Annotated in this window: 11 protein-coding genes; 3 read left to right on the top strand and 8 right to left on the bottom strand. The window is 72.9% G+C overall.

Going from position 1 to position 14,595, the window contains the following annotated elements; genetic code table 11:
- Positions 1-133 precede the first annotated feature (133 nt).
- On the bottom strand, positions 134-1,744 hold the full coding sequence (locus ACFY29_RS21475) for a hypothetical protein (RefSeq protein WP_386988788.1): 1,611 nt from the start codon (positions 1,742-1,744) through the stop codon (positions 134-136).
- Positions 1,745-1,904: 160 nt separating this feature from the next.
- Here ACFY29_RS21475 and ACFY29_RS21470 point away from each other — a divergent pair, with 160 nt between their 5' ends.
- The gene (locus ACFY29_RS21470) at positions 1,905-2,993 is read left to right on the top strand and encodes a DNA glycosylase AlkZ-like family protein (RefSeq protein ID WP_386988786.1); all 1,089 of its coding nucleotides are present in this window, start codon (positions 1,905-1,907) and stop codon (positions 2,991-2,993) included.
- A gap of 47 nt (positions 2,994-3,040) precedes the next feature.
- On the opposite strand, the gene ACFY29_RS21465 is transcribed toward ACFY29_RS21470, so the two are convergent.
- The 3 genes from ACFY29_RS21465 to ACFY29_RS21455 all read right to left on the bottom strand — a co-directional run bounded on the left by ACFY29_RS21465 (position 3,041) and on the right by ACFY29_RS21455 (position 5,413).
- On the bottom strand, positions 3,041-4,030 hold the full coding sequence (locus ACFY29_RS21465; protein WP_386988780.1) for an ABC transporter permease: 990 nt from the start codon (positions 4,028-4,030) through the stop codon (positions 3,041-3,043).
- Complete coding sequence (locus tag ACFY29_RS21460; protein ID WP_328425473.1) at positions 4,027-4,917, bottom strand: ABC transporter ATP-binding protein; 891 nt, start codon at positions 4,915-4,917, stop codon at positions 4,027-4,029. The genes ACFY29_RS21465 and ACFY29_RS21460 overlap by 4 nt, the downstream gene beginning before the upstream one ends.
- Positions 4,918-5,005: 88 nt before the next feature.
- Positions 5,006-5,413: a GntR family transcriptional regulator gene (locus ACFY29_RS21455; RefSeq protein ID WP_328425475.1), complete on the bottom strand. Its 408-nt coding sequence runs from the start codon at positions 5,411-5,413 to the stop codon at positions 5,006-5,008.
- A gap of 220 nt (positions 5,414-5,633) precedes the next feature.
- Here ACFY29_RS21455 and ACFY29_RS21450 point away from each other — a divergent pair, with 220 nt between their 5' ends.
- A complete protein-coding gene (locus ACFY29_RS21450; RefSeq protein ID WP_386988776.1) occupies positions 5,634-6,902 on the top strand; it encodes an Nramp family divalent metal transporter in 1,269 nt (422 codons plus the stop codon).
- Positions 6,903-7,061: 159 nt separating this feature from the next.
- Positions 7,062-7,607 carry a hypothetical protein gene (locus tag ACFY29_RS21445; RefSeq protein WP_328425479.1) on the top strand — a complete coding sequence of 182 codons (546 nt, stop codon included), beginning with the start codon at positions 7,062-7,064 and terminating at the stop codon, positions 7,605-7,607.
- Positions 7,608-7,644: 37 nt separating this feature from the next.
- On the opposite strand, the gene ACFY29_RS21440 is transcribed toward ACFY29_RS21445, so the two are convergent.
- From ACFY29_RS21440 to ACFY29_RS21425, 4 genes are all read right to left on the bottom strand, one after another.
- Entirely contained in the window at positions 7,645-7,917 is a 273-nt protein-coding gene (locus ACFY29_RS21440) for a hypothetical protein (RefSeq protein WP_386988772.1), read from the bottom strand.
- Positions 7,918-8,127: 210 nt separating this feature from the next.
- Positions 8,128-10,431: a M64 family metallopeptidase gene (locus ACFY29_RS21435; RefSeq protein WP_386988769.1), complete on the bottom strand. Its 2,304-nt coding sequence runs from the start codon at positions 10,429-10,431 to the stop codon at positions 8,128-8,130.
- 175 nt (positions 10,432-10,606) lie between these two features.
- Positions 10,607-13,477 (bottom strand): DUF5682 family protein, encoded by a 2,871-nt coding sequence (locus ACFY29_RS21430; RefSeq protein WP_386988767.1) that lies wholly within the window; start codon positions 13,475-13,477, stop codon positions 10,607-10,609.
- On the bottom strand, positions 13,474-14,586 hold the full coding sequence (locus ACFY29_RS21425; RefSeq protein ID WP_386988764.1) for an AAA family ATPase: 1,113 nt from the start codon (positions 14,584-14,586) through the stop codon (positions 13,474-13,476). Before ACFY29_RS21425 ends, ACFY29_RS21430 begins: the two co-directional genes overlap by 4 nt.
- Positions 14,587-14,595: the final 9 nt, after the last annotated feature.

Here is a 14,595-nt window from a genome sequence, read left to right as displayed (position 1 = left end):
CCACGGCGGGTCCCGCCCCCGCGCCCCCCGGGGCCCGGGGGCCCCCGGCCGGCCCCCCCCCCGGGCGCGGGGGGGGGGGGCCGCCGGGGGGGGGGCCCCCCCGGGGCCCCCCCCCCGGGGGGCCCGCCACGGATCAGCCGGCGGGGCGCAGCACCCGGCCCGGTCCGGCGGCGTTGTCGGCGGCGGCCTGGCTGCGTTGGGTGCCGGTGACGCAGACGTCGTCGCCCAGGAACGCCTCGCGCCACACGTAGCCAGCGACGCAGGTGTGCGGCCCGTACGGTCCGTTGACCCAGCGGCTCGCGGCGGCCGCGTTGTCCGCGAGCACCTGGGAGCGGGTTGCGCCGGTCACGCAGACGTAGTCGGACTGGTCGCTGTCGCGCCAGACGTACCCGCTGACGCAGCTGTTCGGGCCGAACACCAGCCGGGCGGGATTGCGCCGCGACGCCGCGGCGGCGTTGTCGGCGGCGGCCTGGCTGCGCTGGGTGCCGGTGACGCAGACGTCGTCCCCGGCGTACGCCTCGCGCCACACGTAGCCGGCGACGCAGGTGTGTGGCCCGTACGGTCCGTTCACCCAGCGGCTCGCCGCGGCGGCGTTGTCCGCCCACACCTGGCCGCGGGTGGCGCCGGTAACGCAGACCAGGTCACCGGGGCGGGCCTCGCGCCACACATACCCCTGCAGGCAGCGGTTGACCACATCGGTGGTGACGGTCACCGAGGCGGCATTGCCGGAGACCCAGTTCACGCCGATCTGCACACCGTTGGCGTTGACCGACTGCGCCGGCCCGCCGCCGGGCCCGGTACGGAGCAGGGTGGGGGTGCCGTTGCGGACCTCATGCAGCAGCACGGTGTCGCCGGGGATACCGGCGCTCCAACCGGTCTTCCGGCGGAACTCGATGGTGTAGTAGTGGAACAGGTCGGCCGGGTCGAACGGGATCCGGATCAGTTGCGGGCCACTCGCGGCGGGCACCTCCAGCGGCGCCATGGTGAGGGTGCGCGATCCGATGCCGTCGGCGGCCATGGTGAAGATCCGGTTCTTGGGCAGCCAGCCCAACTCGTCGCGGTGGGGCCCGTTGAGCCCGACCGCGCTGGTGCCGTAGTTCGCGGTGCCGAAGGCGTAGATGTGCATGGCGCTCATCTCGTCCCACGGGTCGTCGTACTCGCCCGGCTGGGACCATGGCGCGTTCTGGTACGTGGTGTCGTTGGAGAACGAGTGCCCCAGGTTGTATCCGTGCAGCATCTCGTGCGCGGCGAAGCCGACGTTCCAGGCGCCCGGGTCGAGCAGCACCCGGCCACCGGCCGCACCCGAATCCACCCAGTCGTTGAGCATGACCGCGATCCGGTTCCCGGCGGGCACCGCGTAGCCGGCGGTCGCCGCGGTGTCCACGCAGCGCTGGATCCGGGTCCACCGGTCGATCGACTGGAACTGCGCCAGCGTGTACGGCATGGTGTACCAGCCTCGAACGACCGAGCCCGCCAGCGACACCCGCCCGCCGGACTGGTCGGCCAGGTAGTCCGCCACCCCGCCGGTGCCGATCCCGGCCGCGGTGAGGAAGTTGGCGAAGTGCGACGGCGGTTGCGGCTCGGCCGGCTTGTCGCTGAACTTGCACAGCAGCACCGACCAGGCGGTCGCGTTGCGGATCGGGCTGGCGGTCGCCGGGGCGGCCGGCAACGCCACCGCGCCCAGCACGGCGCAGGCGAGCGCCACGGCCGACGCGGCGACCCGACGGAGGATTCTGGACTTCACTCGTGCGCTCCCATCCCTGCGGCCCGGCCGACCCGGCCCTGAGGTCCACATCGGAGCACCAAGTGTGATCGGATGGGCACTTTCAGTCGCGTTGGCGACGGGCCGGAATCCGACTTCACGTTCCCGCGCAATGTCGGGCGTCGCCGTTAGGCTCGGCGACGTGGTGGTGCACCAGCTCGATCGGGCGCAGGCGCGGCGGATCGCCGTCCGGGCCCAACTGCTGGCCGCCCAGCGGCCGACGGACCTGCTGACCGTGGTGCGTCAGCTGACGCTGTTGCAGATCGACCCGACGGCCGCCGTCGCGCCGAGCGCCGACCTGGTCGCCTGGAGCCGACTCGGCTCGTCGTACCAGCCAGCCGAGTTGCGGCAGGCGCTGGAGCGGGACCGGACGCTCTTCGAGCACCAGGCGATGGTGCGGCCGATGGACGATCTGCGGCTCTATCTCGCCGCCATGGCGACCTGGCCCAGTTACGAGCGCCCGCGCGAGTGGCTGCGCGCCAACGACTCGTTCCGCCGGGACGTGCTCGACCTGCTCGGCCGCTCCGGGCCGCTGCTCTCGCGCGACATCCCGGACACCTGCGTGGTGCCCTGGCCGTCGTCGGGGTGGACCAACAACCGCAACGTCACCCAGATGCTGGAGTTCCTGGTCCTGCGGGGAGAGGTCGCGATCGCCGCCCGCCAGGGCCGACAGCGCCTCTGGGACGTGGCGGAGCGGGTCCACCCAACGGGCACGCCCGTCGTCCCACTGGAGCAGGCGCACCGACTCCGCAACGAGCGGCGGCTGCGGGCGTTGGGCATCGCGCGGGAGAAGGCGGTGGCTGTCCCCGGCGAGCCGGCGGAGGTCGGTGACGCCGGTGAGCCGGCGGTCGTCGAGGGCGTCCCGGGCGTCTGGCGGGTCGACCCGGCTGCGCTCGGGCAACCGTTCACCGGGCGTACCGCGGTGTTGTCGCCCTTCGACCGGCTGGTGCACGACCGGGTCCGCCTCGCGGACCTGTTCGAATACGAGTACGTGCTGGAGATGTACAAGCCGAAGGCCAACCGGCGGTGGGGCTACTTCGCGTTGCCGATCCTGCACGGCGACCGGCTGGTCGGAAAGGTCGACGCCACGGCCGACCGCCGGCGCGGCACGCTCACGGTGCACGCCATCCACGAGGACGTGCCCTTTACGGCGGAGGTGACCCGGGCCGTGCACGACGAGCTGCACGACCTCGCGTCCTGGCTGAAACTGACCGCCGAGGGCCTGCGCTGACGGGTGATCGCCGGGCCCCGCGGCCCCGGCGATCACCCGCTGCCGGGTTACGCGATCCGGCGGACCCGGCGGATGGCCAGGTAGAGCAGGAGCAGCGCGAGGGCGACGAAGATTCCCGTCTCGATGCCCTGGAACAGCCAGAACCGGTCCGCCGGCTGGTAGAGCTGCCAGTTGTACGCGCCCGGCTCGAGACCCAGCTCGGCGCCGCAGGTCCGACCGTCCGGCCCCTTTCCGCCCGGCGGGCACTGGATTCGGGTGTCCTCCGCGATCATCGTCCCGTCGGGGTTCCGGACGCCCTGGGCGAGGATCCAGTCCCCCCGGCCCATCTCCGGTGTCCCGTCCCCCTCGATCGGGAAGGTCTGGGTGCGGGCGGGCTGGTAGTGCGGTCGGGCCAGGACCGCCACCGCCGCCCGTACGCCGATGAATCCGGCCAGGGTGATGCCCATGGCGGGCAGCATCCGCTTCCAGACGGTGCCGGCGAAGATGCCGAGCGCCACGGCGAAGAGGGTGTAGCCGATCGGGGCGACGCCCTGGAGGTCGAAGACGATCAGGCCGAGTCGGCCCTCGTGCGCGGACTGGGTGAGCGGCTCGACCCACCACGACATGCCCAGCCCGTAGCACACCGCGAGGATCACGACGGCCGCGCCGACCAGCCCGAACTTCACCAGCGCCCAGCGGTTCCGGCCGACGCCCTGGGTCCAGACGAACCGGTGCGTGCCCTGCTCCACCTCCCGGGCGACCAGCGGGGCGCCCCAGAACAGGCCGACCAGCACCGGCAGCGTGATCAGCAGCACGGCCACCAGGTTGAGGCTGCCGTACCGGTTGGTGAAGCGGTGGAAGGCCGCGTCGCAGCCGTCCCGGGTCGCCGCGGCCACGTTCGTGTCGTTCAGTTGGCGTACGCACTCCGCCAGCCCGAGATCGGCGAAGCTGTTCCGCATCGACAGGCCGATCGGCACCAGCAGGGCGGCCAGCGCCACGAACCCCAGCAGGGTGAACAGTGCCTGCTTGCGGTGTTGCCGCCAGGTCAGCCAGATCATGCCGGCACCCCCCACTCGCTGTGACTGGTCTGCGTGTTGCCGTCGGCCAGGTAGGCCAGGATGACGTCCTCCAGGCCGACCTCGCGCACCGTCCAGGCCGGATCGGTGACCGGACCGTCGGCGCGGACGAGCAGCGTGGACTGTCGGTCGGTGTGGCTGGCCCGGATGACGGCGGCGACGCCCCCGATCGGGCCGCCGTCGTGCCGTGGGCCGACCAGCTGCCGGTGCCCGGCGACCAGGTCGTCGACCGCGCCGGCGAGCTGCACCTGGGCGGCGTTGAGCACGATCAGGTAGTCGCAGACGCGTTCCAGGTCGGCCAGCAGGTGCGAGGAGAGCAGGACGGTGGTCCCGGAGTCCGCCACGCTGCCCATCAGCGACTGGAGGAACTCCCGCCGGGCCAGCGGGTCGAGGCTGGCGACCGGCTCGTCGAGCAGCAGCAGCCGGGGCCGCTTGGCCAGCGCCAGGGCGAGCGCCACCTGGGCGCGTTGCCCGCCGGAGAGTTTGCCGACCGGCCGATCTGGCGGTATGCCGAGCTGGGCCAGCCGATTGCGGGCCAACTCGGCGTCCCACCGCCGGTTCAGCTTGCCGCCGGCGGTGACCAACTCGGCTGCGGTGAAGTCCCGGTACAGCGGGGTGTCCTGTGCGACGAAACCGATGTCGGCCAGGCCCTCCGTGTCGCCGTACGGCGATCTGCCGAACACGCGTACCGCTCCCGCGTCGGGCTTGAGCAGCCCGACGGCCAGGTGCAGCAGCGTGCTCTTGCCGGCACCGTTCGGCCCGACCAGCGCGGCGATCCGGCCGGCCGGCAGGTGCAGCGAGCAGTCCCGCAACGCCCAGGTCCTGCCGTACCGCTTGCCCAGCTGGTCGGCCTCCAAGACCATGTCCATCCTCTGTCCTCTCGTTCCGTTCACGCCACCGCCTCGCGGTGGCGCGAGCGCTGGCTGCTGTGCCTGATGGTTCGCACGCTGTGCTCGCTCACGCGGGCTCCTTCTGTGGGGCTTCGTCGGCGAGGGTGGCTCGCAACGTGGTCTCCACCAGGGCGACGACGTCCTCGGCCGTGAGGCCGGCGGCCTGCGCCCGGTGCAGCCACGCCACCAGGTCTTCACGCAGCTCGGCCTGGTTGGGCAGGGAAGCGCCGGCCAGGGTGCGCTGGACGAACGTCCCCACCCCGGGTCGGCCGCCGACCAGACCCTCGATCTCCAGCTCCCGGTACGCCTTCAGCACCGTGTTCGGGTTGATCGCCAGCGACTGCGCGACGTCCCGGACCTTCGGCAACTGGTCGCCCGGCACCAGCAGGCCGACCCGCAGCGCCTGTTTCACCTGCTGCACGAGCTGCATGTAGGTGTTCACCTTCGACCGGCTGTCCAGCACAAACTCGATCACTCGAGACGATCCTTCCTGTTGTCCTACGACAGTAGGACTAATAGACAGCTTCATCGGGAGCCCCACCGCTGTCAAGGGCGGCACCGCAAGTCCCCCCGAACGGGCGAGTCCTCGGGCCTGGTCGGCGGTGCTGGCACCGGTAGGCCACACCTTGGCCCCGACGGGTCAGCCGCCTGGGAAGGGACGGACACGCGATCCGTGCCGGACGGGGAGGTGTTCGATGGTCACCAACGAACTCGTGGTGTCGACGGCGACGCCGCTGCAGGTCGCCCGCGCCCGGGGCCGGGTACGCGGCCGGCTGATCCTGCTCGGCCCGGCGTTCGTCGCGGCTGTCGCCTACGTCGACCCCGGCAACTTCGCCACCAACTCCGCCGCCGGCGCCCGCTACGGCTACCTGCTGGTCTGGGTCGTGGTGGTGGCCAACGTGATGGCCATGCTGGTGCAGACACTCACCGCCAAGCTGGGCCTGGCCACCGGGCGCAGCCTGCCCGAGCTGTGCCGGGAACGCCTGCCCCGGCCGGTGAACCGGATGATGTGGGTGCAGGCGGAGCTGGTCGCGATGGCCACCGACCTGGCCGAGGTGATCGGCGGCGCGGTCGCCCTGTACCTGCTCCTCGGCATTCCCCTGCTGCCCGGCGGGATCATCATCGGCACCGCCGCGTTCGCCGTGCTCGCCCTGCGCTCGCGCGGGTTCCGCGCCTTCGAGATCGCCATCGCCGTGCTGCTCGGCGTCATCGTCCTGGCCTTCGCCGCGAACCTGCTCGCCGCCGGCTCCGACCCGGGCTCCGCCATGGCCGGCCTGGTGCCCCGGCTCCAGGGCACCGACAGTGTGTTGCTCGCCGCCGGCATCCTCGGCGCCACCGTCATGCCGCACGTCATCTACGTGCACTCCGCGCTGACCCGCGACCGCATCCCCGCCGCGAACGACACGGAGCGCCGGACCCTGTTCCGTGGCCAGCGCACCGACGTGCTGCTCGCCCTGACGGCGGCCGGCGCGGTCAACCTCGCCATGCTGCTGATCGCCGCGGCCAGCTTCCGCGGCGGCGGCCCGGCCGGCGCGGACAGTCTGGAGGGGGTGCACGCCGGCCTCGGCCAGACCATCGGCACCGCCGCCGCGTTCGGCTTCGCCATCGCCCTGCTGGTCTCCGGGCTCGCCTCCACCAGCATCGGCACCTACGCTGGCGAGGTGATCATGCAGGGCTTCCTGCGCCGCCGGGTCCCGCTGCTGCTGCGCCGGCTGGTCACCCTGGTGCCCGCGCTGGCCGTGCTCGCCATCGGCCTCGACCCGACCCGTGCGCTGGTGCTGTCGCAGGTCATCCTCAGCTTCGGCATTCCGTTTGCGCTGATCCCGGTGGTCTCCTTCACCCGGCGCCGCGACCTGATGGGCAACCTGGTCAACCACCCGCTCACCACCGTCGCCGCGTCCCTGGTGGCCGTCCTGGTCATCGCGCTCAACGCCTTCCTCCTCTGGCGGGTCGTCGCCGGCTGAGCAGGTCGGGCGGGTCGCGACCAGAGCGTGTAGGCCGGGCCGAAGCGGGTACCGCGTTCGGGCTGGTCGGGGGCGTGACCGGCGACGAGCCGAGGTGCCGTACTGCGGAAGGGTCCTGCCGTGGGGTCAAGCCGGATCGGGTGGATGGCCGGAAGCCGGGTGCGAGCGGATCCGGCCGGCAGCCGGCCGCTGACCAGGCTCGCCACGGCGGGCCTGGCGGCGCAGGCGTTCTTCGAGCTGGGCGCCGGCGTCGGCATGCCGGCGGCCGCCGTCCTGGGCCCGGTGCCCGCCGCCGGGCTGTGGGCACTCGGTACCGGAACGCTGTGGCGGACGGCCGGCAACCGGCCGGCATCCGCCGATGCGGTCTTCGCCGTCTGCAACGGCGTCGGGCTGGCCACGGTGCTCGCCCAGCTGCGCGGCTGGCCGCGCCGGCGGACCCGGCTGGGCGTGCCCTGGCTGCGCGAGTACGAAGGGCTGGGGCCGGAGCTGATGCGGTTCTACAACCCGATCCTGTACGTGTCGGGTGCGGCCGCCCTGGCCGCGTCGCTGCGGGAGAACCGCTCGGCGCCGCGCTACCTGCCGCTGCTGGCGCTCGGCCTGGTGCCGCTGTTCATCGTGACCCAGCACGCCGAGCACTGGCGGTTGCGCGAGGTGGCCCGCCGCCGCCCGGGCTGGTGGAACCGCAGGCTGTGGCAACTGGACTAAACCGCCACCGGCGTGCCTCAGCCGGTGGCCGGCACCGTCACGTCCGCCGGCCCTCGTCGCGGGCGGGGATCTCCTGGCGCTGTTCGAGGACGTCCGCCGCGTCGGCCTCGATCGGAAGCGACGTCGCCTCCTCAAGCGTGCCCGCCGGCAGGGATCCCTGCTCGGCCAGATCGGCCTCGGAGGCCTCCGGGTCCACGTCACCCGACATTCGGTCCGGCGGCCCCATGTCGACCGCGTCCTGCCGTTGCTCCAGGGCGTCCGCCTCCGGCGGGGGAACCGGATCACTCTGCTCGTCCCGATACGTGCTCATCGCGGCCTCCTACCCGGCTGTTGTCGACATGCCGCCGGGCCGCTGCCTACCCGTCACCGTCCCACTCACGCCTGACCACCACGAGCCGGTCGGTTTCCTCGGCCGCCGCTGGCACCGGGCGTCGAACCGGTGCGGGCAGCCCCGGCCGGGGGAGGGGCGGCGCGAGCGTTGGCCCGCGCCGCCCCCGAGGCGGTTGTGCGTCGCGCGGCGTCAGGCTGCCGGCGTCGACCCGCATCGGCCGGAGGTCGCGCCGCCCACGGTGGTGGGGGCGCCGAGATCGACCGGGGTCGGGCCGGAACAGGCCAGCGAGCCCACCCGGCTGCCGGCGAGGGTGGGCGCCGTCGCGGTGCCCGCGCTGGCCAGCACCAGCCGACCGGTCACCCGTGCCCCCACCACCGTGACGTGGTCGGTGGTGCCGGTCAGCGTCACGGCGCCCCGCACGTCGGTGTTCAGCAGCTCGACGGCGGTGGCACCGGTCGACACCAGGCTCCCGGCGATCGAGGACCGCTCGGCGACCAGGGTAGCGCCGGGCCGGACGGTCACCCCGCCCGACACGGTCGCCTCGCGCAGGCAGGTGACACCGGCGGAGACCACCAGCGGGCCGGCGTGCCGGCCGGACACCACGCTGGTGCAGGTCGGCGGCGGCGGGATCAGCGTGGCCACGAATGCGCGGGCCGCGCCGATGTTGCCGACCGCGTCGATGCCCCGGTATTCGATCGTGTGCCGGCCGTAGCCGGGGGACCGCTCGACGAACGGAGACACCGACAGCCCGCCCGAGCCGAGGTTGCCGTAGACCAGGCCGTCCACGTCCGTGCCGGTGGCCGTGAACAGGAAGGGCGACCGGGCATCGGTGGGCCAGCCGTAGTAGTTGTGCCAGCCGTCGCCGTCGAGCCGGAACTCCGAGGTGACCTGCCCGGCGCTGTCGTCGGTGCCGGTCAACCCCATGGTGAACGGGCCGTTGTACACGTACTCGGTGGGCCGGCCGGGCCGGGTGGTGGTGAGCAGCGGCTCGGAGAGGGCGTACTCGACGTCGGGGCGGGTCGCGTCGACCGTCCAGGTGCGGGTCACCGTCTCCCGGGTCACCGGGTCGCTGACCAGGGCGGTCAGCCGGTGGGTGCCGCGCGACAGGCGCAGGGTGCCCAGATCCATGTCCCGATCGGTGCCGGTGTCGGCCACCGGCCGGCCGTCGAGCGACCAGCGCACGCCCGGCACGCGGTTGGTGGGCTGGCTGGGCTGCACGTACACCACGTCGCGCGCGCCGACCGGTCGGTCGGTCGCGGTGGACGCGGTGATCGCCAGCGGCGCCGCCACCGGCGGGGTGCGCGCCCCGGTGTCCACGGTCCAGGAGCGGGTATGGGTCAGCGCGGGCGAGTTTCGGACCGCCGGGTCGCGGACGAACGGGGTCGGGTCGGTCACCGTGGCGGTGACCGTGTGCTGGCCGGGCGCCAGCCGCAGCTTGCGCAGGTCCAGGTGGCGGGCATTGCCGGTACGCGGTACGGCCTTGCCGTCCACCGACCAGGTGACGGCCAGCGCGTGGCTCACCGGGTGCAGGGTGTCCACCCACAGCACCCGGTCCGCGCCGACCGGCTGCTCGGTGGCCGTGCCACCCTGCATGATGCCGACCCGGCCGGCGATCCGCTCGGTCATCCGCTCCCGGCCGACCTGGTCGAAGTAGAAGCCCAGCGACTTCATCATCGAGTGCTGGCTCGGCCGCCACACGCCGCGCTGCAGGTACAACCCACCCTCGTAGCGGCCGATCTCTCCGCCGGCCTCGCTCGGCTCGCCCAGCCAGCGCCACCACTTGGCCCGGGTCTCGCGCATCTGCTGCTCGGTCAGCACCGTGTGGTGCACCGAGTCGGGCTCCGGCCCGGTGTACGTGTCGCCGGGCACCCCACGGCCGTAGTAGTCGTACTCGTCCTGCAACCCGCCGAGGGAGTGCCCGAGCTCGTGCGGGCTGATCAGTGCGGAGAGCGCGTTGCCCCCGGAGGCGGTGGCGTTGCTGCCGCCCGCGCCGCCGTAGGTGCCGCTGTTGGCGAGGGCGATCAGCTGCCGGTTGCCCCGGTTGGTCCCGGCGGCCAGGTCGGCGTACGTGTTCGCCGCCGCGCCGTTGACCGTCAGCAGCCGCTGCACGCTGGCCGGATTGCAGCCACCCCAGAAGCCCATGCCCAACGCGGTGTCCCGCTGTGGCGCGGACAGGCCCGGGTCACAGTCCACCCCGGACTCGGCGGAGACGATCTCGACGGCGTAGACGTTGAAGTAGCTGCGGTAGGACTTGAACGGCTCGATCGTCCACAGCGTGTTGAGGTGCCGGTCCACGTGTGACCGGAAGGTGGGCAGGTCGGCCTCGGTGTAGCCGTCGCCGAGCAGCACCAGGTTGAACCGCTTCGCCGGGTCCCCGGTGACCTGGATCGGCACCACGGTGGCGCTGTCGACCGCTGCGGCGGCGGCCGGTGTGGCGGCCACCACCCCCGCCGCGAGCATCGCCGCGACGCACAACCCCGCTTTGATCCGCACTCTGCGCCCCCTCTGTGTGCCGGGCGGCCCGGTCTGCGACCGGACGCCGTGCCCGGCCGGGGGCCGCTGTCCGCGCCTGCCGTGACCGCGGTCACCTGGGACCGTACCCGGGCACCGTCCGCCGTGTGACCCTGCGCTGCCCGGCGCGTGACCCCGCACCGGGCGTCGACAGTTGTCAGTGGACGTCGTGGCTGACCGACGGGCCCGGCGCCACCAGGAGCGCTGCCACCGCCTCGACGGTCTCCGGATGCCCGGCCAGCAGCGCGGCCACCGCACTCGGGCTCGCGCTCGGATTGCGGGTCGGTTGCCATCCGCCCGGACAGCCGAGCAGCGTGGCCACCGCGTCGACCGCCGCCGGATGGGCGGCGAGCAGTGCGCCCGTCCGTCGCAGCGGCTCGGCGACGGGGACCACCGGCGCGGAGGACGGCGGCGCCACCCACGGCGGCACCCAGGCGTCCAGCTCGGACAGTGCCCCCGGGAAGGTGCGCCCCGCCTCGCGGACCAGCAGCGGCACCAGCTCCGGCCCCTGATCGCGCAACGTGGTGATCAGGGTGGGCAGCCAGGGCAGCAGCACCGGGTCGGGAAGCCGGGCGAAGGCGGTGGACATCGTCTCCACCACGAACGGCGCCAGCCCGGGCACCGGCTCCAGCGCGTGCACGAAGCCGGAGAGGTACTGCGGGAACGCGGGCACCACCAGTGGATTCGCCAGCAGGTCAGCACACCGGGCCCGCAGCTCCGCCAGCGGCAGCAGGCCGAGCTGGTGCCGGGCGGCCCAGAGCAGGGAGACCTTCGCCGGAGCCGTCGGATGCGACTGAGCGACGGCGAGCTCCAGTTGGGACCGGTCGCACCCCAGGGAGAGAGCAAGGCCCTCCATGGCGAACAGGAAGCCGAGCATCGCGGAGACCTGCCGGACCTCGGTCTCCTCCGCCGCGATGGCGGTCGGCAGCAGCGTGCAGTAGTGGGCGTACCCGGTGGTCACGAATGCCTCGCACCAGGCCGGCAGGGTTGGCGCGGTGGCCCGGAGGTGGGCCAGCAGCCGACGGATGCGGCGCAGCACGTCCGGGGCGTCGTCGACCGTGCGCTCGGCGGCGAGCAGGTCGACCGCCCGCTCGCCCAACTCGTCGACCAGGCGCGGGCTGTTGAGCAGCCGAATGGCATCCTCCACGGCGGCGAGCGCGCCGGCCGCGGTGGCCCCGGTGCCGCGTACCGCACGGCGTAACCGCTGCTCAAGCACCTGCTCGACGGTCACCCCCTCGTAACCCAACTCGATCAGGGCGCGTTGATCGCGGCCGAGGGCCAGGTCCCAGCTCTCCTGGACGGAGCGGTGCCCGAGCCGGCGCTCACCCATGATCGGGCGGACTGCGCCGGGCGGCAGCAGGTGCCGCAGCATCCACAGCAGGTCCGAGCAGCCGGCCAGCTCCGGTTGGGCGTGCAGGTCCAGCAGCGCCCGCTGGATGGTCCGCTTCTCCAGGTCCAGCGCGAGCGGCTGGAGCCGGTCGAGCACGTCGCGGGCCAGCGGTGGCAGGGCGTCGTAGCCGACCTGGCCGATCCGGTCGCCGCCCAGCAGGATCTCGCAGAGCCGCCGGACGTCGCGCCGGCCGGGCACCACGTCCTTCTCGATGCAGGTGACCGCGGCGTCGGCGAAGTCGTACGGGGTGGGTCGGGCCCGGTTGCGCAGGGCGGCCAGCAGGACCGAGGTCTCGAAGACGGCGATCGCGTCGGCGGTGCTGGCCAGGTATCCATTGCGCCGGGCCAGTCGGACGATGTCGACGCACCAGCCGCGCAGTTCCGCCTCGTCCAGGCCGTCCAGGACGGGCGCCCCGGCGAGGAAGCCGCTGAGCCGGTCGGCGACCGGTGCGGCCGCGGAGGGGACGGCGGTGGGGGAGGGCGCGACGTCGGGGGAGGAGGCGGCGGCGGAGCGACCGCGCCGGCCACGGGTCGACGTGCCGCGCTGGCCGTCCAACCGGAACGGGGTCAGCCCGTTGCGGCTCACCGCCTTGGTCCAGGTCGCCGCCGCGATCGAGACCGAGCCGGGTGCCAGGCCGAACTGCGCCTCGATCGCCGAATGGCTGGACGGGATGAGGCCGTACCGCCAGCGGGTGGCGGTGCGCGGAGTGATCTCGAAATCCGGGGCGGCCGAGCCGATGCCGAACTGCTCGACCCGGCTCGCGGCATGGAACGCGCCGCAGACGTAGAGGCAGTCGGCGGGGTCGACGCCCGAGGCGGCGAGGTGCTGACGCATCCGTGTCCACATGTAGCGCTCGCGGTCCTCGTCGCGGTCCAGCCGATCGGAGCCGCTCGGGCGCAGCCGCCGGAACAGGCTGCCGATCAACACCATCACCTGCCGGTAGGTGTCGTGGTCGGCGTCGGCGAGCGGCCGTTCGACGTACTGGTCCCACCATTCCGACCAGTGCCGCACCTTGCCGTGGTGCAGCAGGTACGCCTCCAACTCCGCGAACCGGGGCCGCAGGTCGCCGATCTCCACGCCGACCGCGTCACCGTGCAGCGCGGCCTCCTCGCCCGCCCCGCCGGCCGGGCCGATCCCGTCGTCGCCGTCGGCGCGTGGTGTCCACTGGAAGACGTGGTCGGTGGACCGGTCCACCAGCACCAACTCGACCCCTGGGGTCTCCAGCGCGTACGCGATGGCCTGGTATTCCGCCGAGGCTTCGGTGACCGGCGCGACGACGCTGAGCGGGCCCCAGTCGGCCGGAAAGTCGGCCAGTTCCGAGGCGAACGCCTGCACCGCGACCGGCAGCCGGCAGTTGCGCAACTCCCCGAGCAGCGGCTGGAGATCCTCGCACAGCTCCAGGTAGATCACCCGGGGCTGCTTCGCCCGCAGCCGGCGCACCATGGCCAGGCCGGAAGCCGGTGAGTGGTGGCAGACCGGGAAAATCTCCAGCCGCTCGCCGAGGGCCCGGTCGACGTCATCGACGATGCCGGCGAGGATCCCGGCCAGCGCGTCCGGGGAGTCGGCGAACGCGGCGACCGCGTCGGTGAGCTGCTCCCGCAGCGCGCCGAACGGACCGGCGACGGTGGGTGCGGTCATGACAGGGACGCGATCGCCTGACGACCGCCGTCGAGAAAGCCCGCCCACTCCTCGTCGTCCTTGCGGGCCCGGGGCTCCACCACGCCGTGCAGGTACTTGTTGAGGATCGCCAGATCCTCCGGGCTGCGCCGGGCCAGCGACCCGACCAGCGACCCGGCGAGGGTCGCCGCCCGCAGCGTGCGGTCGCCGAAGAACTGGCTGTGCAGGATGGCGTCCTCCAGCACGCCGATCTGCTCGGCGGTGGACAGCGCCGACTCCAACTTTTCGTCGTCACTGGTCGCCGCCGCGGCGCCGGCGCGCAGGTCGGCGAAGCTCTGCAACAGGATGTCCAGCAGGGTGGGCGGCACGTCCAACTCGATCCGGTGCCGCCGCAGCAGCTCCTCGGTGCGGAAGCGGACGATCTCCGCCTCGCTGCGCTTGTTGGTGACCACCGGGATCCGGACGAAGTTGAACCGCCGCTTGAGCGCCGAGGAGAGGTCGTTGACGCCCCGGTCGCGGCTGTTCGCGGTGGCGATGATCGAGAAGCCGGGCTGGGCGAAGACGATGTTGTCCTGGTCCAGCTCGGGGATGGCGACGTACTTCTCGGAGAGGATCGAGATCAGGGCGTCCTGCACGTCGCTCGTGGAGCGGGTCAGCTCCTCGAAGCGGCCGACCACGCCGCGCTCCATCGCCGTCATGATCGGCGATGGGATCATCGAATCCCGGGACTGCCCCTTGGCGATCACCATGGACACGTTCCACGAATACTTGATGTGGTCCTCGGTGGTGCCGGCGGTGCCCTGCACGACCAGGGTGGAGTTGCGGCAGATCGCAGCGGCCAGCAGCTCGGCCAACCAGCTTTTGCCGGTGCCTGGGTCGCCGATCAGCAGCAGGCCGCGATCCGAGGCCAGGGTGACGATGCTGCGCTCGACGAAGCTGCGGTCACCGAACCACTTCTGCGGGATCTCCCGGTCGAGGCCGTCGGCCCGCTCCGAGCCGAGGACGAACAGCCGGACCATGCGCGGGCTCAGCCGCCACGAGAACGGCTTCGGGCCGGTGTCGACCGACTCGAGGAAATCCAGCTCGTCGGCGTACGTGACCTCGGCGGGGGCGCGCAGCATCTCGGTCATGAGGGATGG

The sequence above is a fragment of the Micromonospora sp. NPDC000668 genome, assembly GCF_042897975.1.
In the GTDB taxonomy this organism is placed as follows: domain Bacteria; phylum Actinomycetota; class Actinomycetes; order Mycobacteriales; family Micromonosporaceae; genus Micromonospora.
Note: the sequence above shows the minus strand (reverse complement) of the source record. Positions and strands in the feature narration are given on the sequence as shown.

Coding starts and splice junctions, on each gene's coding strand:
- ACFY29_RS21465 (WP_386988780.1), bottom strand. CDS start 4,030: ATGATCTGGCTGACCTGGCGGCAACACCGCAAGCAGGCACTGTTCACC.
- ACFY29_RS21460 (WP_328425473.1), bottom strand. CDS start 4,917: ATGGACATGGTCTTGGAGGCCGACCAGCTGGGCAAGCGGTACGGCAGG.
- ACFY29_RS21450 (WP_386988776.1), top strand. CDS start 5,634: ATGGTCACCAACGAACTCGTGGTGTCGACGGCGACGCCGCTGCAGGTC.
- ACFY29_RS21440 (WP_386988772.1), bottom strand. CDS start 7,917: ATGAGCACGTATCGGGACGAGCAGAGTGATCCGGTTCCCCCGCCGGAG.
- ACFY29_RS21430 (WP_386988767.1), bottom strand. CDS start 13,477: ATGACCGCACCCACCGTCGCCGGTCCGTTCGGCGCGCTGCGGGAGCAG.
- ACFY29_RS21425 (WP_386988764.1), bottom strand. CDS start 14,586: ATGACCGAGATGCTGCGCGCCCCCGCCGAGGTCACGTACGCCGACGAG.